Annotated in this window: 24 protein-coding genes and 1 pseudogene; 9 read left to right on the top strand and 16 right to left on the bottom strand. The window is 67.7% G+C overall.

Going from position 1 to position 22,197, the window contains the following annotated elements:
• Positions 1-48: 48 nt before the first annotated feature.
• Positions 49-1,314, top strand: a complete 1,266-nt coding sequence (locus NA8_RS10980) for a serine hydrolase domain-containing protein (RefSeq protein WP_084466691.1) — start codon at positions 49-51, stop codon at positions 1,312-1,314.
• Between the two features lie 157 nt (positions 1,315-1,471).
• Here NA8_RS10980 and dnaB read toward each other — a convergent pair whose 3' ends face one another.
• The 5 genes from dnaB to rpsF form a co-directional block, all read right to left on the bottom strand.
• Positions 1,472-2,854, bottom strand: coding sequence for a replicative DNA helicase (dnaB, locus tag NA8_RS10975; protein WP_084466690.1), 1,383 nt, complete (start codon positions 2,852-2,854; stop codon positions 1,472-1,474).
• A gap of 628 nt (positions 2,855-3,482) precedes the next feature.
• Entirely contained in the window at positions 3,483-3,935 is a 453-nt protein-coding gene (gene rplI, locus NA8_RS10970; RefSeq protein WP_063050277.1) for a 50S ribosomal protein L9, read from the bottom strand.
• Between the two features lie 17 nt (positions 3,936-3,952).
• Positions 3,953-4,204, bottom strand: coding sequence for a 30S ribosomal protein S18 (rpsR, locus tag NA8_RS10965; protein ID WP_040871322.1), 252 nt, complete (start codon positions 4,202-4,204; stop codon positions 3,953-3,955).
• A gap of 58 nt (positions 4,205-4,262) precedes the next feature.
• Positions 4,263-4,805: a single-stranded DNA-binding protein gene (locus NA8_RS10960; protein ID WP_063050276.1), complete on the bottom strand. Its 543-nt coding sequence runs from the start codon at positions 4,803-4,805 to the stop codon at positions 4,263-4,265.
• Positions 4,806-4,893: 88 nt separating this feature from the next.
• Positions 4,894-5,181: a 30S ribosomal protein S6 gene (gene rpsF / locus NA8_RS10955; protein ID WP_040871220.1), complete on the bottom strand. Its 288-nt coding sequence runs from the start codon at positions 5,179-5,181 to the stop codon at positions 4,894-4,896.
• 215 nt (positions 5,182-5,396) lie between these two features.
• On the opposite strand from rpsF, the gene NA8_RS10950 reads away from it, so the two are divergent.
• Positions 5,397-6,788, top strand: a complete 1,392-nt coding sequence (locus tag NA8_RS10950) for a glycosyltransferase family protein (RefSeq protein WP_063050275.1) — start codon at positions 5,397-5,399, stop codon at positions 6,786-6,788.
• Here the strand turns inward: NA8_RS10950 and NA8_RS10945 are convergent.
• Positions 6,785-7,318: a CGNR zinc finger domain-containing protein gene (locus NA8_RS10945; RefSeq protein WP_063050274.1), complete on the bottom strand. Its 534-nt coding sequence runs from the start codon at positions 7,316-7,318 to the stop codon at positions 6,785-6,787. The two genes, NA8_RS10950 and NA8_RS10945, sit on opposite strands and share 4 nt — an antisense overlap.
• A gap of 84 nt (positions 7,319-7,402) precedes the next feature.
• On the opposite strand from NA8_RS10945, the gene NA8_RS10940 reads away from it, so the two are divergent.
• Positions 7,403-8,302, top strand: coding sequence for a DMT family transporter (locus NA8_RS10940; protein WP_245663770.1), 900 nt, complete (start codon positions 7,403-7,405; stop codon positions 8,300-8,302).
• 1 nt (position 8,303) lies between these two features.
• On the opposite strand, the gene NA8_RS10935 is transcribed toward NA8_RS10940, so the two are convergent.
• From NA8_RS10935 to NA8_RS10925, 3 genes are all read right to left on the bottom strand, one after another.
• Positions 8,304-8,927, bottom strand: a complete 624-nt coding sequence (locus tag NA8_RS10935; RefSeq protein ID WP_063050273.1) for a TerD family protein — start codon at positions 8,925-8,927, stop codon at positions 8,304-8,306.
• Positions 8,928-9,020: 93 nt separating this feature from the next.
• Positions 9,021-10,121, bottom strand: a complete 1,101-nt coding sequence (locus NA8_RS10930; RefSeq protein ID WP_063050272.1) for a DUF475 domain-containing protein — start codon at positions 10,119-10,121, stop codon at positions 9,021-9,023.
• Positions 10,122-10,282: 161 nt separating this feature from the next.
• A complete protein-coding gene (locus NA8_RS10925) occupies positions 10,283-10,858 on the bottom strand; it encodes a TerD family protein (protein WP_062966714.1) in 576 nt (191 codons plus the stop codon).
• A 145-nt stretch (positions 10,859-11,003) separates the two neighbouring features.
• Here NA8_RS10925 and NA8_RS10920 point away from each other — a divergent pair, with 145 nt between their 5' ends.
• From NA8_RS10920 to NA8_RS10900, 5 genes are read left to right on the top strand one after another with little or no spacing between them, the layout of a single operon-like run.
• Positions 11,004-12,218 (top strand): hypothetical protein, encoded by a 1,215-nt coding sequence (locus NA8_RS10920; protein WP_245663769.1) that lies wholly within the window; start codon positions 11,004-11,006, stop codon positions 12,216-12,218.
• Between the two features lie 13 nt (positions 12,219-12,231).
• On the top strand, positions 12,232-13,446 hold the full coding sequence (locus tag NA8_RS10915) for an HpcH/HpaI aldolase/citrate lyase family protein (RefSeq protein ID WP_084466689.1): 1,215 nt from the start codon (positions 12,232-12,234) through the stop codon (positions 13,444-13,446).
• Positions 13,443-14,915, top strand: a complete 1,473-nt coding sequence (locus NA8_RS10910; RefSeq protein ID WP_063050271.1) for a phosphoribosyltransferase domain-containing protein — start codon at positions 13,443-13,445, stop codon at positions 14,913-14,915. The genes NA8_RS10915 and NA8_RS10910 overlap by 4 nt, the downstream gene beginning before the upstream one ends.
• Entirely contained in the window at positions 14,912-16,051 is a 1,140-nt protein-coding gene (locus NA8_RS10905; RefSeq protein ID WP_245663768.1) for a cysteine protease StiP family protein, read from the top strand. Before NA8_RS10910 ends, NA8_RS10905 begins: the two co-directional genes overlap by 4 nt.
• A 59-nt stretch (positions 16,052-16,110) precedes the next feature.
• A complete protein-coding gene (locus NA8_RS10900; RefSeq protein ID WP_063050269.1) occupies positions 16,111-16,899 on the top strand; it encodes an HAD family hydrolase in 789 nt (262 codons plus the stop codon).
• Here NA8_RS10900 and NA8_RS35700 read toward each other — a convergent pair.
• Together NA8_RS35700 and NA8_RS10890 are read right to left on the bottom strand one after the other, a co-directional pair.
• Positions 16,871-17,137: pseudogene (locus NA8_RS35700) on the bottom strand (CYTH domain-containing protein); the annotation flags it as partial. The gene NA8_RS10900 and the pseudogene NA8_RS35700 overlap by 29 nt on opposite strands.
• 132 nt (positions 17,138-17,269) lie before the next feature.
• On the bottom strand, positions 17,270-17,668 hold the full coding sequence (locus NA8_RS10890; protein WP_063050267.1) for a MerR family transcriptional regulator: 399 nt from the start codon (positions 17,666-17,668) through the stop codon (positions 17,270-17,272).
• Positions 17,669-17,715: 47 nt separating this feature from the next.
• Here NA8_RS10890 and NA8_RS10885 point away from each other — a divergent pair, with 47 nt between their 5' ends.
• Positions 17,716-18,513, top strand: a complete 798-nt coding sequence (locus tag NA8_RS10885; RefSeq protein ID WP_063050266.1) for an MBL fold metallo-hydrolase — start codon at positions 17,716-17,718, stop codon at positions 18,511-18,513.
• Positions 18,514-18,515: 2 nt separating this feature from the next.
• Here NA8_RS10885 and NA8_RS10880 read toward each other — a convergent pair whose 3' ends face one another.
• From NA8_RS10880 to NA8_RS10860, 5 genes are all read right to left on the bottom strand, one after another.
• Positions 18,516-19,361 carry a hypothetical protein gene (locus NA8_RS10880; protein ID WP_063050397.1) on the bottom strand — a complete coding sequence of 282 codons (846 nt, stop codon included), beginning with the start codon at positions 19,359-19,361 and terminating at the stop codon, positions 18,516-18,518.
• A 141-nt stretch (positions 19,362-19,502) separates the two neighbouring features.
• Positions 19,503-20,027: a hypothetical protein gene (locus tag NA8_RS10875; protein ID WP_063050265.1), complete on the bottom strand. Its 525-nt coding sequence runs from the start codon at positions 20,025-20,027 to the stop codon at positions 19,503-19,505.
• A 141-nt stretch (positions 20,028-20,168) separates the two neighbouring features.
• A complete protein-coding gene (locus NA8_RS10870; protein ID WP_063050264.1) occupies positions 20,169-20,933 on the bottom strand; it encodes an AIM24 family protein in 765 nt (254 codons plus the stop codon).
• A 7-nt stretch (positions 20,934-20,940) separates the two neighbouring features.
• Positions 20,941-21,636: an AIM24 family protein gene (locus NA8_RS10865; protein ID WP_063050263.1), complete on the bottom strand. Its 696-nt coding sequence runs from the start codon at positions 21,634-21,636 to the stop codon at positions 20,941-20,943.
• A gap of 10 nt (positions 21,637-21,646) precedes the next feature.
• A partial coding sequence (locus NA8_RS10860; RefSeq protein ID WP_063050262.1) for an AIM24 family protein occupies positions 21,647-22,197 on the bottom strand: 551 nt, incomplete at its 5' end.

Below are 22,197 nucleotides of genomic sequence, written 5' to 3'. Positions count from 1 at the left end.
TACGGTGTTCGCATATCGAGAACACCGTACTCATCTTGAGGAGAGGCTATGTCGACGACCGTGAGCTGGGACGCACAGGGCAATTGGAAGGCGCGGTGCAGCCGGGACGACGAGGGCGCGCGGCGCGGTGGACTGTCGCGGCCGGGGCTGCGGCGGATGCGCGACGTGCTGGCCGGGCATGTGGCAGCCGTAGCCGCGCCCGGACTGGTCGCGCTGGTCAGCCGGGGCGACGACGTCCACGTCGAGACGCTGGGAACGATGCACGAGGGCGGCGGCGAGCCGATCCGGCGCGACACGATCTTCCGGATGGCGTCGCTGACCAAGCCGATCACCGCCGCGGCGGTCATGGTCCTGGTCGAGGAGTGCCGCCTGCGACTGGACGATCCGGTCGACACGTGGTTGCCCGAACTCGCGAACCGGCGGGTGCTCAGAAACATCGGCGCCGCACTGGAGGACACCGTCCCCGCCCTGCGGCCGATCACGGTACGGGACCTGCTGACCTTCACGTTCGGATTCGGCGCCGTGCCGGCCGCGCCGGGCACTTACCCCATCCAGGACGCGATGGCCGAACTCGGCCTGGACGTGCCGCCGTCGGTCGCGCCGGACGAGTGGATCCGGCGCCTGGGCACCCTTCCGCTCATGCATCAGCCGGGAGAGCTGTGGCAATATCACACCGGCTCCGACGTCCTCAGCGTGCTCATCCCGAGGGTCACCGGCCAGACGTTCGAGTCGTTCCTGCGCGAACGGATCCTCGACCCGCTCGGTATGAGGGACACCGGCTTCCACGTGCCCGAGGATCAGATCCACCGGCTGCCGACCAGCTATGCCCACGACCCCGAGACGGGCGCCCCGGTGGTGTGGGACGAGGCGAGGGGCGGCAAGTACAGTCGGCCGCCGCAGTTCCAGGCCGGTGGCGACGGGATGGTGTCGACCGTCGACGACTATCACGCGTTCTACCGCATGCTGTTGAACAAGGGCAGCCTGGGCGGCGAGCGCGTCCTGTCACGCGCCTCGGTCGAGCTGATGACGATAGATCACCTGACGCCGGAGCAGAAGGTCGAGAAGGACGCCTTCGGCGACCACTTCGGTAGGCACGGCGGCTACGGGTTCGGAATGGCCGTGCGGACCCATCGCCGCGACCTGGCCCCTGTGGGTCAGTTCGGGTGGGACGGCGGGCTGGGGACGACTGCCTACTCCGACCCGGTCGAAGGACTCACCGGGATTCTGCTGACACAGTCGGCGATGGATATCCCGGCCACCGCGCACCTGCACCGGGACTTCTGGACCACGGCCTACCAGGCGATCGACGACTGAAAAGGACGCCGGGAGGAAAGGCTTGTCGTGCCGCGCCCGCGCAATGGTCACTGGAAGGACGGCGACCGCTACGAAGCTCGGCGACGCGGCACCGGACGGCAGGCGAACTTACCTCCCCCGGGGACGTTGCAGCACGGGCGGTTGCACGGGCCGTAACTCAGCCGCGGGCCATGTCCACGAAGCGCGACAAATGCAATTGGTGGGCGACGGTGATCGTCGCGGTGGGACCATTACGGTGCTTGCCGAGAATGAGATCCGCCTCACCGCCGCGCGGGTCGTCCCGCTCGAATGCGTCGGGACGATGCAGCAGGATAACCATATCGGCATCCTGTTCGAGGCTCCCCGACTCGCGAAGATCGGACACCATCGGGCGCTTATCGGTTCGCTGTTCGGGGCCGCGGTTCAGCTGGCTGATCGCCACCACCGGCACTTCGAGTTCCTTGGCCAGCAGTTTCAGATTTCGGGAGAAGTCCGAGACTTCCTGCTGGCGGGATTCGACTTTCTTGCCGGAGGTCATCAGCTGCAGGTAGTCCACCACAACGAGTTTCAAATCGTGTCGTTGCTTCAGCCGCCGCGCTTTGGCGCGGATCTCCATCATGGTCAGGTTCGGTGAATCGTCCACGAACAGCGGCGCCTCGCTGATCTCGCTCATCCGCCGCGCCAACTTCGTCCAGTCGTCATCGCTCATCCGCCCGGAACGCATATCCCCGAGCTTGATCTTCGCCTCCGCCGACAACAACCGCATGACAATCTCGGTCCGGCTCATCTCCAAGGAAAAGATAACGCTCGCCAAGCCATGCTTGATCGAGCAACTGCGCATGAAATCCATTCCCAGCGTCGATTTGCCAACGCCGGGCCTGGCCGCGACGATGATCATCTGCCCTGGGTGCAGGCCGTTGGTGACCTCGTCGAGTTCGGTGAAACCGGTGGGCACGCCGAGGGAGATGCCGCCGCGGCTGGCGATGGAGTCGATCTCGTCCATCGTCGGCTGGAGCAATTCCTCGAGGGGAAGGAAGTCTTCGCTGGTGCGGCGTTCGGTGACCTCGTAGACCTCGGCCTGGGCGCGGTCGACGACCTCGGCGATGTCCTGGCCGTCAGCGCCCGCGTAGCCGTACTGGACGATGCGGGTGCCCGCCTCCACGAGGCGGCGCAGAATGGCCTTCTCCGCGACGATTTCGGCGTAGTAACTGGCGTTGGCCGCGGTCGGCACGGTCTGGGTGAGCGTGACCAGATAGGGCGCGCCGCCGATGCGCTTGAGCTCGCCACGGCGGTCCAAGCCCGCGGCGACGGTCACCGGGTCGGCGGGTTCCCCGCGCCCGTAGAGATCGAGAATCGTGTCATAGACGGCCTGATGGGCGGGACGGTAGAAATCGCCGGGACGAATCACCTCGACGACGTCGGCGATGGCGTCCTTGCTCAACAGCATGCCGCCGAGCACCGACTGCTCGGCCGCCATGTCGTGCGGAGGCTGTCGGCCGAAATCCTCGCCGGGGGGTTCGGGCGGAAAATCCCTGCGCCCGCGGTCATCGGTGGCTGTCACCAGACTCGACCGTCCTCTCTACCCCACGACCGGGTTGCACCCCGTCGACTCGTTTTACTCCCGGGCACCGACACGTACGTGAAAGCCGTTGACCAGGGCTCCAGCTACCGCTTCGGCACCCGTCCGTGCCCGCGATCGGGAGCGTTCCGCGCGCAGCGATGCGACGAACCTAGGCGACCCGATGGGTGTGGACCAAACCGCACTGTGCACACAGCTGTGGATAACTTGGGGAAAGTTCACCCAACCGTGTGCAGCCCCTGTGGACAACTTGGGGAAAACCCAGTTCGGCGGGGTCAAATACGCAGATAGATATAGATTTCCACGTTTTCCCAGGTGTGGATTAAGGAAGTACCGGCGTGTCGGCCAAGTTGAACAGCCGGGCGTGTTGGGTTAACAGCACGTGAGCCGTATATGACCTGAATCACATTGCGAGCGGTCGGTTTTACCGGTACTCCACAGGCTGGGTGAGCGGGGCGCTTGTGTAGGTAGGGTGACGCCCCGATTGTCCCGAATAATGCTCGGCACCATTCGGCAAATAATCAGCTATTAAGCAGGCGTGGACGGCAGGGCACAGCCGAGGACCACTCCCGTTCGACAGACGGGAGCGGTCCTCGACGCAATGCCTGAATCAGGCGGCGGTGACCGTGAGGTCGAACTTCGCCACCACATCCGGATGCAGGTGCACCACGATGCCGTGCTTGCCGGTCGACTTGATGTGCGCCTTCGGCAGCTCGATGCTGCGCTTGTCGACGACGGGGCCACCCGCCGCCTTGACGGCTGCCGCGACGTCCGACTGGGTCACCGAGCCGAACAGCTTGCCGGTGCCCGCGGTCTTGACCGCCAGCGAGACCGAGTCCAGGCCCTCGATGGCCTGCTTCAACTCGTTGGCGTGGTCCAGGTCGCGGACCCGGCGCGCTTCCTGCGCCCGGCGGATGCCCTCGACCTGCTTCTGCGCACCGCGGCTGGCCGCGATCGCCAGGCCGCGCGGCAGCAGGTAGTTGCGGCCGTAGCCGTCCTTGACCTCCACGGTATCGCCGGGGGCACCGAGGTTGTCCACATCAGCAGTCAGAATCAACTTCATTTGTGCGCCTCCCTTTCTCAGCGAGCCGTCGACACGTAAGGCAGCAGCGCCACCTCACGCGAGTTCTTGACCGCAACCGCGATATCGCGCTGGTGCTGCACGCAGTTGCCGGTGACGCGGCGGGCGCGGATCTTCCCGCGGTCGCTGACGTACTTGCGCAGCAACGCCGTGTCCTTGTAATCGATGTTGACGGTGCCGGTCTTGCTCTCCTTGCAGAACGCGCAGGCCTTCTTCTTGAGCACCTTTTCGCGCGCGGGCGCTTTAGGCATGGTCTTGTACTCCGTAATCAGTGATGGCCCGAATTCCTGCGGGCCGTTGTGGCCGTTCTCAGAACGGCGGTTCGTCATCCATGCGGCCGCCGCCCCCGAAGGAGCCGGCCGCGGGCGCACTGCCCCAAGGGTCGTCCTCGGCACCGCCGGAACGCCCACCGCCACTACCGGAGGAGGCGTAGTTGCCACCGCCACCGGAGCCGGACCCGAAGCCGCCGCCACCGCTGCCACTGCCGCGGCTGGTCTTGTTGACCTTCGCGGTGGCGTAGCGCAGCGAGGGACCGACCTCGTCGACCTCGAGCTCGACGACCGTGCGCTTCTCACCCTCGCGGGTTTCGTAGGAGCGCTGCTTGAGCCGTCCGCTCACGATGACACGGGAACCTCTGGTCAGGCTTTCGGCGACATTCTCCGCGGCCTCGCGCCAGATATTGCAGCGCAGGAACAGCGCTTCGCCGTCTTTCCATTCGTTCGAATTACGGTCGAACACACGGGGTGTCGACGCGACGGTGAAATTCGCCACCGCCGCTCCCGCCGGTGTGAATCGAAGCTCCGGGTCGGCCGTCAGATTGCCGATGACGGTGATGACCGTGTCGCCTGCCATGTGGTTCCTCCTGCTCGGTGTGCAGTCCGCGTCTCGCTGTTGCGCTAGAGCCTAGGCACAGGCTCCGACGCAAACGAGAGTTGCCGGACTACTTGTCGTGGCGCAGAACCTTGGTGCGCAGCACCGTCTCGTTGAGACCGAGCTGGCGGTCGAGCTCGCTCACAGTGGCGGGCTCGGCGGTCAGATCGACCACGGCGTAGATGCCCTCGGCGTGCTTGGCGATCTCGTAGGCGAGCCGGCGGCGGCCCCAGATGTCGACCTTGTCGATCTTGCCGCCCTCGGTACGAACGACACTGAGCAGGTTGTCCAGCGACGGACCAACAGTGCGCTCGTCCAGGCTCGGATCGAGGATAACCATCACTTCGTAATGACGCACGGACCAATCACCTCCTGTGGACTAGGAAACGGCCACGGACGGTCCGTGGCAGGAGGGTCGTTGCGTCAGCAACCCGAACAGGCTACATGAGCGGGGCGTGAGCAGTGAAATCGCCCCGGCGAGCCGCCCGGGCGAGCGCGAAATCGGTCCGCGCGTTCACTTCGTGGGGAGGGGGAACGGCGGCGCGGCCCGGACCGTCCGCTTAGGGTGGATCCATGCCGACCGCACTCGCCGCCAGCGACCTGCCCGCGGGTGGTGTGCGACGCCGCGCGGCGTTGGCCGTGGTGGTGGTGTTGCTCTGCGGTCTCGTCCTGGGGCTGGCGTACGCGAACAAGGCGCGCTGTGCGGGGGCGCCGTTCGACCGGGACGGGCGCAGCGCGGTTTTCGACGTCATCAAGGATTCGGACGTCTGCTATTCGGACATCCAGTTCCTCTGGCTGGGCCGAGACATCAACGAGCACGTCTTTCCCTATGTGAGCGGCGGCATCACCGACGGCGGGGCCCTGGTCGGCGGCGCGGTGGAGTACCCGGTGCTCAGCGGCGTGCTGATGTGGCTCGGCGCGGTCGGCGCGCACAACGACGCCGATTTCCTGCGGTACTCCGCGCTGCTGCTCGCGCCGTTCGCGCTGCTGACCGCGTGGATGCTGGCCCGCCTGGCCGGAAGCGCCGCCCTGCTCTGGGCGGCCGGGCCGCCGCTGGTGCTCTATGCCTTCCACAACTGGGAGCTCCCGGTGGTCTGCACGGCGGTGGCGGCCGTCTACGTGATGGCGACGTTGACCCGATTCTCCGTGCGTGTCAGAGGAATCCTGGCCGCGGTGCTGCTCGGCCTCGGGTTCTGCCTCAAGCTGTACCCGGGCATCTTCGTGTTGCCGCTGTTGGCGTACGTGCTGACGGGCGGCGTCGACCATGACCCGGAAGAGCGCGAGCGCGAACTCGACCCCTGCGGCGCGCTGCTCACCGCCGCCGCGGCGATCGGCACCGTCGTCGCGGTGAATTTGCCCTTCGCGCTGGTGGGGTACGAGGGCTGGCGCGCGTCGATCACCTTCCAGCAATTGCGTCAGGCCGACATCACCACGAACTCGATCTGGTACTGGGGACTGCGGCCGATGTTCGGCCCGGACGCGCGCAGCGAGGTGGCATTTCAGCAGGTGGTCACCATCGCCTCGCCGCTGCTGGTGCTGGCGGCGTTCGCGCTCGCGATGTGGCTCGGCTGGAAGCGTTACCTGGCGGTCGGCGTTTTCCCGTGGGTGGGTGTGAGCGGGGCGATGCTGTGTGGATTCCTGTTGTTCCACAAGGTGCATTCGCCGCAGTACACCCTGTGGCTGGTGCCGTTCCTCGTGCTGCTCGAGGTGCCCTGGTGGCTTATCGGCAGCTATCTCGTCGCCGACGCGGCCATCGGGATCGGGGTGTTCCGCTACTTCTACTCGATGGGTGCGGGCACCTCGGTCGAGCAGATGGAGAACGTCGTCCAATTCGGTGTGTGGGGGCGCGCGAGCCTGCTGATCGTGTTGTTCTTCGTGTTCGTGTGGGCGATGCCCCGGGGGCACCGTTCGACGCCGCCCCCGGTGGCCCGGTCCGACCCCCGCAATCTGGTCCCGGTGGTCTAAGGCCCGCCGTGCCGAGCGCGGAAGGCGGCGCTTTTGGCGCGGTTGCCGCACAGCGTCATGTCACACCAACGGCGCGAGCCGCCCCGGGAAGTGTCCACATAGAGCCGGGTGCATACGGTCCGGCCACACTCCTTGACGAGTGCCCCGCCACCCAGTAGTTCGATCGCGGAACGGGCGATGGCGGCCAAGGCGGCATCCGCGTCACCGGAACGGACGACCGCGCCGTCGGTGCCCAGGCTGATCGAGGGCGGTGCTGTCACGGCGAATTCGTTGAGCGTGCGGCGGTCGGCGTCGTCGAGGGAGTGTCCGCGCGCGGCGGCCAGTGCCGACCGATAAGCCGCCTCGCGCAGGCGCACCGCACGTGCGAGGGTGCCCGCGTCGCTGGGCGGGGGATCGTCGAGCAGGTTCGCGGCGGCGATCCAGTCGGCGAGCGCGGCGGGTGTGGTGAGGGCGTCCTCGAACGTGGTCGACCGCGCCTTGACGGTCCCGGCGAAGTCCAAGGCGAGATTTCCGCTCACGAAGGTGAACACGCCCTCATGGTAACCGCCTTGACAGGTTAGTCCGCGGGATGTCACCGTGATAACCGCCCAAGGCGGTTATTACCGGGAGGTCCCGTGCAGAGTCGGTTCGCGATGGTGGCCGCGCAGCCGCTGTTCGTCCTGTTGTGGAGCAGTGCGTTCATCGCGGGTGTGATCGGGGTCGGCGCCGCGCCACCGTTGCTGGTGCTGTTCGTGCGCTTCGCCGTCGCCGGAATTCTGCTCATGGCGTACGCGCTCCTCGCGCGAGTCGCGTGGCCGCGCGGCAATCGACTGCGTCACGTGCTCGTCGCCGGGTTGCTGATGCAGATGGTGCAGTTCGGCGCGTTCTACACGGCGATGGCCGAACACGTCTCGGCGGCGGTGATCGCGCTTGTGCAGGGCTTGAACCCGGTGGTGATCGCCCTGTGCGCGGGACTGATCGGCGAAGTCGTCACGCTGCGGCAGTGGTTCGGCTTCGGCGTCGGCGGGGTCGGAGTCGCGCTGGCGGTGTTCGACCAGTCCCACTTCTCCGTGACCGGATTGGCGTTGTGCGTGGTGGGACTGCTCGGGCTGAGCCTCGGCACCGTGTACCAGAAACGGTTCGTGCCCGCCGTCGATCCCAGGGCCGCAACGGCGCTGCACGTGGTGGTGAGTGCGCCGATCGCGGGAGCGCTGGCCTGGCTGTCGGGCCAGACGCACGTGTCGGACGTGGGCCGCTTCGCCGGGTCGCTCACCTGGATGGTGCTGGTGAACTCCATGGCCGCGTTCCTGCTGTTGAACGCCATGCTGCGCCGCTGGGACGCGACCAGGGTGGGCAAGCTGTTCTTCGCGACGCCCGCCGTGACCGCGATCCTGGCCTGGCTGCTGATCGATCAGCCGTTGCGACCGCTGACGGTCGCCGGGCTCGGCATCGGCCTGGTCGGTTTGGTGTTCGCCGCGCGCACGCCGACCGGCTCGGCGGTCGTGGCGCGGCAGCCTGTGCCCGCGGCGCGGTGACCTACTTGCGCCCGGCCTGCCACTGCATGCCCCACTGATAGGCCTGGTCGAGTTCACGCTGGGCGCCGTTGACGTAATGCACTTCGCGGTGCACGGTGATTCCGGCCCCTTGGTTCAGCAGCAGGGCGATGGCGCATGAGCGCGCGCCGTCCACCGGAGAGTCGAGGCGGACCTCGATCTGCGGACCGGACGTGGGGTAGAGCGTGACCACGCCGTCGGCGGCGGCCCAGTTGGGCACGCCCTCGTAGATGAAGGCGAAGATCAGGATGCGCCGGAACAACTCGGGGCGGGCGAGGTCGATGTGCATGTTCTCGCCCGACGTGGCCGAACCGCTGCGGTCGTCGCCGTCGAGCCGGATGAAGGGCTCCGCCTCCAGCGTGCCGAAATTGTTCCCCATCGCCTGGACGACGCCCTTGGCTCCGGTGGACAGTTCGTAGAGGCAGCCGAGGTCCAGGTCGACGGGCTTGGACCGGCGGAAGAATCCCTTGGATCTGCTCGACCAGTTCAGGTTGACCCGCATGGTGCCCTGTTGCTCACCCGGCTTGGTCAGGTTGATGCTGGGCGTCGCCTTCGACAGGGTCACCTTGGACAGGTTGACGCCGCCAGGGTTGGCGTTGATCGCCATGGCGCGATCCCCCTCTGTGGAAACGAGAGCGGCAGCGGCCATCCGCGGGGATGGGGCCGCTGCCGCAACGGGTCTTCGGCTGCTTGCCGGGAATCAGCCTACCGGCGTGGGTTCCCGTTCGCTGTCCAGTTCTTCCTCGTCCGCCCGGCGGTTGCGAACGATGCTGGTGACGAAGGCCGCGCCGATGAACGCGACGCCGACCAAGCCGGTGACGACCTCGTTGATGTGCACGCCGATCGAGACCAGCAGGATGGCCGCGAGGGCACCGATCGCCCAGTGCGCGCCGTGCTCCAGGTAGACGTACTCCGACAGGGTGCCCTTGCGGACCAGGTACACCGTGATCGACCGGACGAACATGGCGCCGATCAGGCCGAGGCCGAGCGCGATGATGATCGGATCGGAGGTGATGGCGAACGCGCCGATCACGCCGTCGAAGGAGAACGACGCGTCGAGCACCTCCAGGTAGAGGAAGAGGAAGAAGCCCGCCTTACCGGTGGCCTTGGCCAGCTCGGAAGGGCCGCCTTCGGTGTGCTCCTCGGTGTGGAACATGGAGCCGAGGCCGTCCACGGCGATGTAGGTGATCATGCCGAGCAGGCCGGCCATCAGGACGGTCGAGCGGTGCGCCTCGTCGGCGATGTACTCCGCGGTGAGGATCAGGCCGATGCCCGCGACCACCACGGAGAGCATGTCCAGTTTGCCCGCCTTGGCCAACGGCCGCTCCAGCCAGCTCAGCCAGGTGACCTCGCGCTCTTCGAAGATGAAGTTGAGGAACAGCAGCGCCAGGAACATTCCGCCGAACGCCGCGATCTGCGGGTGTGCGTCGGTGAGCAGTTTCTCGTAGCTCGGGCTGCCGTCCGGGAAGGTCAGGGCGTCGCCCGGCGGCGGGTTGAGGGCCAGGTCGAAGGCTTCGACCGGATTCAGTCCGGCCGTGATCCACACGATGGCCAGCGGGAAGACCAGCCGCATGCCGAAGACGGCGATCAGCACGCCGATGGTGAGGAAGATCCGCTGCCAGAACGCGCTCATCCGCTCGAGCACCGTGGCGTTGATCACGGCATTGTCGAAGGACAGCGACACCTCGAGGATGCCGAGGATCGCGGCGAGCGCGAGGGCGGTCGGCCCGCCGTACAACACCGCCACGACCAGGGATATCACCGTGACGACCAGGGACATGCCGAATATGCGCAGGACCACGCTGGGACCTTTCGTGAGGTGAAGACTTGGCGGCGACGGTTTGCTACCAGCGTGGCCGCTGGATCGCCGGTTGTCCAACGCTGCTCCCAGGGCGCCGGCATGCCTGGGCCGCATGAGCAGGGGGCCCGTCGCCGGGCCCCCTGCGAACAGCGAAGTGTTGCTTAGACGTTCACGCCGTAGTCACGGGCGATGCCCGCCAGACCGGAGGCGTAACCCTGGCCGATCGCGCGGAACTTCCACTCCGCGCCGTTGCGATACAGCTCGCCGAAGACCATGGCGGTCTCGGTCGACGCGTCCTCGGTGAGGTCGTAGCGGGCGAGCTCCTCGCCGTTGCTGCGATCCACGACGCGGATGTAGGCGTTGCGGACCTGGCCGAAGGACTGCGACCGGGAGTCGGCGTCGTAGATCGAGACCGGGAAGAAGATGCTCTCGATCGTGGGCGGGGTGTTTGCCAGGTCGACGTTGATGACCTCGTCGTCGCCCTCGCCCTCACCGGTCCGGTTGTCGCCCGCGTGCTCGATCGCGCCCTCGGGCGAGCGCAGGTTGTTGAAGAAGACGAAGTGCTGGTCGGACAGGACCTTCTTGTCCGCGCCGGTCGCGATGGCGCTGGCGTCGAGGTCGAAGTCGGTGCCGGTGGTGGTCCGCACATCCCACCCGAGGCCGACTGCAACAGCAGTGAGGTTAGGCGCCGCCTTGGTCAGCGAGACATTGCCGCCCTTGGACAAACTGACACCCATGCGGGATTCCCTTTCAATAGTCCGTCATTGGTTCCCAGCATGTCCGAATCGCCGGGTACGTCATACGACAGTAGTAGGTTTCCGCGAACTTGCGTAGGAACCGGCGTAACCCCCGGCGAACAGGAAGATCTCCTACCATCGGGGCGTGGCAGGGCGAAGGCGCGGCTGGTTCCGTTCGTCGGGAAACGACGAGTGGATCGAACCTGCCCGCGCGACGCTGGCGACGGCCTTCCTCGACATGGACCGGCGACAGAGCGCGGCCGACGCGGCGGTGCACGCCGCCGATCAGATCTTCCCCGAGCGGCGGACGGGCGCGCGCTGGGAACCGGTGCGCCACAAGTGTTATGGCGCTGCGGAGGTCTATCTGACGCTGAGCGCGGAATTGGAGGCCGCGCAGCAGGGCGGCCCGCCGGTCCCCCAGGGCCGGCAACGCGTCGACGCCGCGGTACGGCAACTCGCCGACGCGGCGCGCGCCGTCGACGAGTTCTATCGCGGCGACCAGGGCAAGCTCGAAGAGGCGGTGGCCGTGCTCGGCGCGGTGCCGCGGTTGGCGCAGCAGGTGAAGGCCGCCGCGGCCGAGGTGCGCGGCCGGGCCGCCGAGTCGGAGTTCGCGAACTATCCTTCGGTGCGCAAGGGCGCCACGGCGGTCGATGAGGCGCTGGTCACACTGGAGGCTTCGGGGTCCGGCGCACCCGCGGGCGCGGTGCGGGAGGCCGCGAACCGGCTGGAGAGGGCCACCAGGGAACTGGCTGATGCGTTGGCGCAAGCACCATCTCGGGCCGCGGCCGCGAACACCGCTATCTCGTCGGTGACAACCCGCCTTGCCGCCGTCCGGACCAGGGCCGAACGCGTTCCGCAGGCCTTCTCGGCGCTGCTGCGCGAGTTCAATGCTGCGAGTTCGGCCGATCTGGCTAACAATGAGCGGGAAAGCCAGCGAGCCATCGAGGCCGCGGACGCGGCCTTGGGCAGGGCGCGTACGGCGGCGGAGAACAATCCGGAGTTTGCACTTGATCTGACCACTTCCGCGCGCGGGTTCCTCGCCGAGGCCGAGCAGCGGGTCGACGCCGTCACCAAGCGGCTCACCTTGCTGCGTGCGATCCGGTCCGACCCGCAAGAACAGGCCAAGGCCGTACGATTCCGGCTGCGGGACGCGCAGATGCTCGCGGTGAGCCGCGGGCTGGTCACCGAATGGGGGTCGGTGCTCGACGCGCAAGCGGCACGGATCGACCGAATCAGCGAAACACTGTCGGGGCGTCATCCCGACTACTGGGCCTATGTGACGGAACTGAATGCCGTTACGGAATTCATAGCCGGGGTAGTGGAACGAATGAGAAGACAAGCAGGACCACGACGAGAATGAGGATGGGGCAACGATGACCGCAGGCATCGCCGTCCAGCAGGAGGTTTCCCTGCGGAAGCGAATGCCGCTGCGCCACTTCCGGCAGTTGCACGGCCCAGAGGCGAGGCGACTCTTCCACCGGCAGCCCGAGCCGTTCGGCGACGACCACTCCGATCGCGAGTTGCTCGCGGTCGGGCTCGGCGCGACGCTGTATGCGCCCGCGACCAGGCCCGATCTCGCGCTGACGATCGGCAGGCGCGCCGAGCACGGGGTGTGTTCGATGGTGATCGACCTCGAGGACGCGGTGGCCGATCACGAGGTGGAGTACGCCAAGCAGCAGACCGTCGCCGCGCTCGATCTGCTCGCGGGCAGCCACGACGCCAACCCCCTGTTGTTCGTACGGGTGCGCGACGCGGACACGATCACCGAACTCATCGAGCAACTCGGACCGGGCGCCAAGGTGCTGACCGGGTTCGTGTTCCCGAAGTTCGACAGCGTGACCGGACCGAAGTACCTCAACGCGCTGAACGTGGCAGCCCAGCGGGTGAACCGGCCGCTGTACGGGATGCCGGTGCTGGAGTCGGCGGGCCTGGTGCACCGGGAGACCCGCGATTACGAGCTCACCCAGATCGCGGCGCTGCTGGCCGCGCATCGCGACCGGGTGCTCGCGGTGCGGGTGGGCGCGACCGACATGTGCTCGACGTTCGGCATCCGCCGCGACCGCGACCTGACCATCTACGACGTGCGCGTGGTCGCCGACGTCATCGCCGACATCGTGAACTACCTGGGGCGCGCGGACGGCACCGGGTTCGTCATCACGGGGCCGGTGTGGGAGTACTTCGCCGATCACGAACGGATGTTCCGGCCGCTGCTGCGGACCGCGCCGTTCGAGGAGTCCGACGCGGTGCCGTTCCGGCAGTACCTGGTCAGCCGGGATCTGGATGGCTTGCTGCGAGAGATCACGCTGGACCGGGCCAACGGCATCCAGGGCAAGACGGTGATCCACCCGTCGCACGTGGCCGCCGTGCACGCACTGTCGGTGGTGTCGCACGAGGAGTACTCGGACGCGCTGGACATCCTGCGCGAGGACGTCGGCGGTGTGGCGGCCTCCGGTTACCGGAACAAGATGAACGAGATGCGGCCGCATCGCAGTTGGGCGCGACAGACCTTGTTGCGCGCACGGGTGTTCGGCGTGGCGAACAAGGGAGTGTCCTTCGTGGATCTGCTGACGGCGATGGTCACCGTATGAACGGCGGAGCGACCGAACTCGATAGCGGTGAAGTCCCTTGGGCGACAAGGACACTCGGTATAGCGCTGCATCGCGACCCGATGCGCGAACGCGATTCGGACCGGCTGCGCTCGGCGCGGCTGCCGATCACGGCGCTGGTGCAGCCGGGTGTTCGCCGCAACAACCGGCGCCGGGCGCACCTGTTGGTCTCCACCGTCCTCGGCAAGCACCTGCCGACCGATCCGCGGGTGGTGCTCGGCGCGGGCGATCACCTGGGTGATCTGGTGCGGGCGGTGCTCGGTGAGCGCGAAGCCGTCGTGCTCGGGTTCGCCGAGACCGCGACGGGACTCGGCCACTGTGTGGCCGCGCGGATCGGCGCGAGCTGCTATCTCCATTCGACCCGGCGCGAGGTGCCGCACGCGCAGACGCTCGCCGGGTTCGAGGAGGGGCATTCGCATGCCACCTCGCACCTGCTGCAACCGGCGCCTGCCGACATCTTCGTCAACGACCTGCCGCTGGTGCTGGTCGATGACGAGATCTCCACCGGCGCCACGGCGATCGATGCGGTGCGCGCGCTGCACGCCTTCTCGCCGCGCGCCCATTACGTGCTCGCCTCGCTGGTCGACCTGCGCACCGAGGCCGACCGTGCCGCATTCGACACTGCCGCGGCGGAACTCGGGGCGCGGATCGACACGGTCTGTCTCGCCGCAGGCCGGGCGTCGCTGCCCGCGGAGCTGGTCGACGCCGTCGAGGCTCTCCCCGAGCCGCGGTTGAATCCGACCGGGAGACATCTCGGCTCGTTCCGCCGGATGGAACTACCGTGGCCCGCCTCCGTCCCGGAAGGCGGCAGGCACGGCGTACTCGCCTCCGACACCGGCGCGTTCGAGGCCGCCCTGCTGAACGCGGGGCAGGTGCTGGCCGCCCGGCTGTGCACCGATTTCCCGGGCCGGGCCGTCATCGTGCTCGGGCACGAGGAGTTGATGTACCTGCCGCTGCGGCTGGCGGCGCTGCTCGCCGACACGGGGACGCCGACGCGTTTCCAGACCACCACGCGATCGCCCGCCTACGTACTGGATGAGCCGGGGTATCCGTTGCGGCGCGGGTTCCGGTTCATCGCGCCGGAACCGGGCGATCCCGCGCCCCGCTATCTGTACAACGCGCACTGGCCGGTGACTTCGCTCGACCTGTTCGAGGCGGACCTCGCGGGGCTGGGCGCGCTGCTCGCCGTTGCGCCGCGCCGCGACGAGGCCGCTGTCGCGATTACCGATGTCGGTGTCGGCAGTGGTGCCGAGGGTGACGGCCCGGCCGACGATCCGGTGCTCGTCGTCGTGGTCGACTCGCCCGCCGACACGGCGGAGTTGATGGCCGAGCACGGGTTGGTGGACGTACTGACCGCTTCCGGCGCGGACGTGCTGCTCGCGGTGCTGCCGGAGGCGGACCCGCGGCGGCTGCGCGCCGAACGAGCGACGGCGGCCGGGAGCCGGGCGTGACGAGTACCAGGGTGGGTGCGCTACCCACGCCGCTGCACGGGCCGGAGTTCGGCTCCTACGCCGCCGACGAGGTCGCCTGGTTGCTCAAGGACCTGTCGGGTGTCGATCTGGAGGCCGACGTCGCGGAGCGGGAACAGCGGATCCAGGCGGGGCAGGCGCACTACGCGGAGTCGCTGCCGATCGAGTACCAGCCGGACGCGACGTATCGGTCGCTGTTCGACGAGGTGTTGACGGCCAGCGCCGAGCGGCTCGCGCTGGCCGTGGCGACCGTCTCCGAGCTGGTCGTCGCCGAACGCGGCGAGGACATCGTCCTGGCGTCGCTGGCGCGGGCGGGCACGCCGGTCGGGATTCTGATGCGCCGCTGGCTGCGTTCGCGGCGTCCGAGCCTCGAGATCCCGCACTACGCGGTGTCGATCGTGCGGGATCGCGGCATCGACGCGGTGGCGCTGGACTACCTGGCCGAGCAGCACGATCCGTCCTCGGTCGTGTTCGTCGACGGATGGACCGGCAAAGGGGCGATCACTCGCGAGCTGACCGAGGCGCTGGACGCCTATCACGCGGCCGGTGGGGCGCGGTTCGACGACGAGTTGGCGGTGCTGGCCGATCCCGGGCACTGCGTGCGCACCTACGGCACCCGCGACGACTTCCTGATCGCCTCGGCCTGCTTGAATTCGACCGTTTCCGGCCTGGTCTCGCGCACGGTTCTCAACGACACGCTGATCGGCCCCGGTGATTTCCACGGCGCCAAGTTCTACCGCGAACTGGCCGGTGAGGATGTGTCCGGCCGTCTGCTGGACGTCGTGAGCGGCGCCTTCGACGCGATCAGCGACCGGGTGCCCGCGGAGTTGGCCGCGGTCCGCGCGAGTGACCGGACGCCCACCTGGACCGGCTGGGCGTCGGTGGAGCAGGTGCGCGAGCGATACGGCATCACCAGCGTGAACTTCGTGAAGCCCGGCGTCGGCGAGACCACGCGGGTGCTGCTGCGGCGGGTGCCGTGGCGGGTGCTGGTGCGCGAGGCGGACGCGCCGGAGCACGCCCACATCCGGATGCTCGCCGCCGCCCGGGGTGTCCCGGTCGAAGTCGTCGCCGACCTGGCATATTCGTGCATGGGATTGATCAAGGACGTGCAGCAGTGAACCTATCTCCGAGAGCACACCGAAGACGCGCGCTGATCGCGACCGACCTGGACCGGACGATGATCTACTCGCGTAATGCCTTCAGCACCACCGCCGACGTGCCGACGGTCTGTGTGGAGCATCTGGAAGGGGCGCCGCTGTCGTTCATGACCACCACCGCGGCGCTGCGGATGCAGACCCTGACCGAACCCGCCGCCGTCGTTCCCACCACCACCCGCACCATCAAACAGTTCGACCGCATCCGGCTGCCCGGAGCGCCGTGGCGCTACGCGATCACCAGCAACGGCGGGAACATCCTGGTAGACGGCGTGCCCGATCTGAGCTGGCGCATCGATATCGACGCCAAGGTCCGTGCGGGAGGAGCCACCCTGTCCGAGGTGAGCAAGGAATTGCACGCCCGCATCGATGACTCCTGGGTCACCAAGTTCCGCGTGGCAGACCACCTCTTCTGCTACCTGGTGGTGAAGCCCAAGGAGGTGCCCGAGGAATTCCTGGCCGAGTGGGACGACTGGTGTCGTCCACGCGGCTGGTCGGCTTCCCAGCAGGGCCGCAAGATCTACACCATGCCGCAGGCCGTCTGCAAGAGCCGCGCGGTCGACGAGGTGCGCAAGCGCCTGTGGGAAAGCGGGGAACTCGCCGACGATGCCCGCACGCTCGCGGCGGGCGACGGCGCCCTCGACGCCGACATGCTGCGCGCGGCCGACTCCGCGATCCGCCCCCGCCACGGCGAACTCGAACAACTCAACTGGACCCACCCCAACCTCACCATCACCCGAGCCACCGGCATCCTGGCGGGCGAGGAAATCATCAACTGGTTCATCAAGGCAGCTCCGACGCCCTCCGAGTAGCCAGCACGGCATCCGTGTACTGCTCGTGGTGAGATCGCTGTGAGTCGATGACCGATGGGTCGGCCACCTCGGTTTCGTATTCGGGCTTCGATCCACTGGCCGTGTCCACCGTGGGTTCCTTGTAGGTCAGCAGGGACCGCCGCCCGTTGTCCGTGGTGATCGTCCGCAAACGCAGCTTCCTGCCCTCCGACGACAACTGCTCATCTGCCAGGTCGTAGTAGGTGTCCGCATACTTCGCGCGTTGACCGCGCTCTGCGCCGCCAGCGCAGCCCGCATCGACTCGACATCACGGACTCGAGCCTCGAGTTCGGCCTCGATCATCGTCGATGGGGCCCTTGGTCTATCGGCTATCGCGATGGACTCCGGGCACTCATACCGCGTCGGTGGTGGGCTCGAAGGTTGATTTGAAGTCCGGGCAGTCGACCAAGGGGTCGTGGGTGCAGGTGGAGGCGTGGCGGAGGCTGTCGCGCATGCGGATGAGGCGGGTGATGTCGTCGTCCAGTTGCCTGGCTTTCTCCGCCATGCGGGTGCGTAGTTCGGCGTCGGTGGGGGAGGCGCGCAGGAAGCGGGCGATCTCGGCGAGGGTGAAACCGGCGCCACGGGCGCAGGCGATGAGGGCTAGGCGGCCGAGGATGTCGGGGTGGTAGGTACGGCGCAGGCCGTTGCGGCCGGTCGCGGTGATGAGCCCGCGTTTCTCGTAGAACCGCAGTGCGGAGGGGGCGAGGCCGGTTTGCTCGCCCACTTCGGCGATATCGAGCAGGTCGTTCATCTCGTCTCCTTGACTTGAACCGCGCTTCAAGTCACAGACTAACTCGCATGACGATCCATCACCTCAATTGCGGCTCGGTCCGGCAGATCGAAGCCACCTACGACGGACCAGCGCCCGCCCATGCCGTGAACCACTGCCTGCTGGTCGAGACGGCATCCGACGGGCTGGTCCTGATCGAGACGGGCATCGGGCTCGATGACGTGCGTGACCCGGCGGGCACGCTCGGGGCGGACTGGGTGGCGATGGCCCAGCCCGTGCTCACCGAGGACGAGACGGCGATCCGGCAGGTCCAGCGGCTCGGCTACGACCCCGTCGACGTCGGGCACATCATCCTCACCCACCTCGACGTGGATCACTGCGGCGGACTGCCCGACTTCCCGCACGCACGGGTCCACGTGCTCGCCGCCGAACTGACCGCGGCGCAGGCCGAAGCGCCCAGCTTCCGCTACCGCCCCGCGCACTGGGCCCACGACCCGCTCTGGCAGACCTACCCGTCGGACCCGACGGGACAGTGGTTCGGCTTCGACGCGATCCAACCGAAGGACCTGCCCGGCGACTTCCAGTTGATTCCGCTGGGCGGGCACACCGCGGGCCACACCGGCGTAGCGGTCCGCGACGGTGAACGTTGGCTGCTGCACTGCGGCGACGCGTACTACTACCATCGCGAACTCGATCCGGCCCCGCAGCCCCACCCGGTGCTCGACATCGTGCAGACCACCTCCGAGGTGCACCACGACCTGCGACTGGGCACCCAGGCGCGGCTGCGCGAACTACACCGCGATCACGGTGACGAGGTCACCTTGATCAGCGCGCACGACCCGTGGGAGTTCCAGCGCGCGAGCTGAACTCACCGACGCTGCCAGCACTGTGCCCGGTCGCCGAGATTCCACCACGAGACGTAGCCAGGGTCCTGGTCGAGCAGAGTCCACCCGGCCTCGAGCGTGTCGAAGAACGCGCTGTCGGCCGTGCGCCCGCCGCGCGGTTCGCCGATGTAGACCAGCAGCGAGCCGCCCGCCTCCTGATAGGCGGTCAGCGTCGTCGAAGCCATGGGATTCTCCCAGCCGGGCGGCCAGCAGAGGAACAGCGCGTCGTCGGCGTGGGCGGCGGCGAGATCGGCTGTCGACACGGGTGGCGTCGCGGTGGGGTGCCAGGTCGCGGGTAGTCCCACGGCGGCGGGGAACGCCGTGTTGGCTGCCCGGTCCGGCGGGTGTGAGTCGAAAGCATTGATGGGCACACCCATTCGGGTGAGTTGGTAGGCCCAATAGCCGCGCCCGGAGCCGACTTCCAGCAGCGGTCGACCCTGCGCGACGTCGGCTACCCAGCGCAGTGTCGCGGGCGAGGGGATCGCGTAGGCGTAGGCGGCTTGCAGCAGGATCTGCGCGTACGCCAGTCGCGCACTGCCTTTGGGGTTCCCGCCGTTCACCTCGGAGCGGTTCGCGCGCTCCCACGGCCCGGGCGATACCGCCGCGGCGACGATGTCCCAATACGGGTTCGTGCTCGCGCCGCCGGTCATGTAGTGCAGCAGGTGTAAGTCGAACGTGGCGTCGGCGATGTCGTCCCCGGTGCCGGGCAGCCGGCCCGCGGCGGCCCAGTAGTCGGCGACACGCGGATACGCTGTCGCGAAGCAGAATTCGTCTTGGGCCAGGTGCGTCAGCGCCGTGCGACGCTGCGGCGAAAGCGCCGAGTCAGCCATGACCCGATTCTGCGCCGACCGTGCACGGGTGCCGGTGCACATCGAGACGAGTTCACCGTTCCGTCGCGAATCCTTTGCTGTACGTATGTGACCTGCCCGTCGGCGCGAGTTACTCCGACGTGGTTTGCCCGCTTCGCCGGCTCACTGGCCGTCGCGCATCGACACCAGTCCGCCGAGCGTGCCGAGGTAGGCCGCTCCGTCGGGGGGCGCCCGGTCGGGACCGGCGTCGAAACGCAGGAGCTGCCGGTTGGTGGCGACGTAGACCTCGCCTGCCGCGCCGACCGCGAACGAGTTCTCGATCTGGTTCTCCGTGCCCGTTCCGAGCCGAACCACCTGCGCCGCGCCGGTGTCCGGATCGAGAGTGCCGACCACGCCGTTCGTCTTGGCCACGAACCAGATCAGGCCGTTCGAGTCCGGCAGTGCGGAGTTCAATGTCTCGCCCGGATGCAGGACGCCGGTCGGGTCGTAGTCGCGTTTCAGCGAAAAGCTGTCGGCGGCAGCGGTTTCCGCGAACACTTGGATGTGCCCGGCGCCGGTGCCCACTACGGCGCGGTCCTCGTCATCGAGGTAGAAGTACCCGCCGCCGACGAAGTTGTCGAAAGCGCCGGGCCGCAGCGTATCGATCGGGCTCTTACCGGGCAGTGGATGTTTGCCGAGCACGATCATCGAGGCGGGATCGCTGACATAGAGACCCGGTGGCAGCCCGAGGCACGGTATCCAGGCCCGGTGGGGCGCGAATCCCCCACGCGAGTGTTTACGCCGGTCGACGTCGCGATGTTCGCAGGGCCGAGACCGGAGTTCCGCCGGTCAGTACTGCTGCTGCCCCGCCAGTTGTTGCGCGATGAGCCCTTGCAGTCTTTGCAGGCCGCCGACGGTGATGCCGCTCTGGATCTGTCCCTCGATGGTGCGTACCAGCATCGAGTCGCTGAGCACCTTCTCGCTGGACTGGATCAGCACGGTGCCCGCGCCGGTGAACTCGAACTGGCGCTCCTCACCGGAGTTCGCGCCGAAGCGCGCCGCACCGGCGGCCAGGAAGTTCGAGATCCAGCGCTCGTCGTAGTGGTGGCTGGGGGAGGGGCAATCCGCCCAGCCGACCAGCGATTCCGGGTCGACGCGCAGCGGAGGCTCGGCGAACATGACCGGTCCGTTGGAGGAGGCGAGGAATTTGCCGGTGCCGATGAGGGTGAGGAAGCCGGGCACGATGGATTGGTTGAGCGACAGCCCCGGCTCGAAGGCCAGCAGGTTCGCCGCCCGGATGGTCAGGTTGCCGTTGTCCTCGAGGTCATAGGAATTGATGTCGTAGCCGCGGTCGCCGATGATCAGCTTGCCGTGCCCCTCCGCGACGACGTAATCGCCGGTGAACAGCGGCGCCGAGAACTGCTGCGACACCATGTGCAGCAGCCCGCCCTGCAACCCGTGGGTGAGCATCTGGAACCGCATGTCGCCGTAATAGGCGATCATCGCGCCCTTGCGCATGAACCAAGGCTTGTTCAGGTCGATGCAGTACGCGTAGCTGTTTCCCGGGATGTTGTCGCTCTCACCGAGATTCATGGGGTTGAGGATCTGGGACATACCCTGCTCACAACTTCTCTTCGGAGGCCTGCACGTAGACGACGCCCTGCCCGGCGCAATGCAACTGCATCGCCTCGCCGGAACCGCGGCCGACGGCATCCCGCCAGCTCAATGCCGCTTTGAGCTCGGTCTGCACGTTGCCGTAAGCGGCGACGAAGGCTTGCGGGTCGACCACGATCGGATTAGGTCCGCCCACCTGCAATTCCAGGAATCCGCCGTGCGCGAGCAGCACCGCGGCCCCCTGCCCGGACAGCTGGGTGGTGAACATGCCCTGCCCGGTCAACGCGCCCGAGGCGGCGCCGCGCAGCGCGCCCATCAGGCCGCCACCGCCTCCGCCGCCCGAACTCATCACCGAGACCACCGAACTCTGCAACCCGGCGGTATTGGCCAGCAGCCGCGAAGCCTCGACGCGCAGCGCCGCGCCCGGCTGCATGTGAACCACGTGGACCTCCAGGCCCGCGAATCCGTAATGGACCTGGCCGTTGCCCTGCGCGAGCATGGTGCGCTCATGCTCACCCGCCATCGCGCGGCCCGCCAGCGACATCAGCCCGCCCATGCCGCCCATTGCCTGCGCCCCCGGAATCTGATGCGGGGCAAACGAAACGTCGCCGGTATAGAACAGCATCGCGCCGTTGCGGGCGACCACACCGCCCGCCATCCCGACATCGACCTTGACGACTTTGCCGTTGACCTTCTCGAACACCCGCTCGCCCCTACCGTTCCGCCGGTTGGATCAACACCACGCCCTGGCCGTCCCAGCGCAGCGAAAACGCCTCGCCCGCATCCTGGCCCACGAAACTGCGCCAGGACACGTCGGTGACGAAGGACTGGTTGAGGTTCCCGCGCGCCGCGACGAACGCGTCCGGATCCACGATCAGCGGGTACTGCGGGGAAACCTCCAGGTGGATGAGCGGACCGCCGGCCGAGAGCAGCGCGACCTGACCCTGGCCGGAGACGGTCGTGGTGAACAGGCCCTGCCCGCTGGACGCACCGCGCAACCCGGCGAAACGCACGTCGGTGCGCAGGTTCCCGGCGAACGCGAGCAGTTGCTGCGACTCCACCTGCAGCGTCTCGTTGTTCAGATCGACCACGGTGACGTTCTGGCCGTTGACGGCGAAGAACACCCGGCCGTGCCCGGCGCACTCCATCAGCGACAGCTTCTCGCCGGTGGCCCGGCGCTTCAGCCCGGCGATCACACCGTCGCCTCCGCCGAAACCGGCCGCTTTGAACTGCACATTTCCCTCGTAGGCAATCATCGAGCCGG

This window comes from Nocardia arthritidis NBRC 100137 (genome assembly GCF_001612765.1).
Lineage (GTDB): Bacteria > Actinomycetota > Actinomycetes > Mycobacteriales > Mycobacteriaceae > Nocardia > Nocardia arthritidis.
This window is presented reverse-complemented; position numbering and strand designations above follow the sequence as displayed.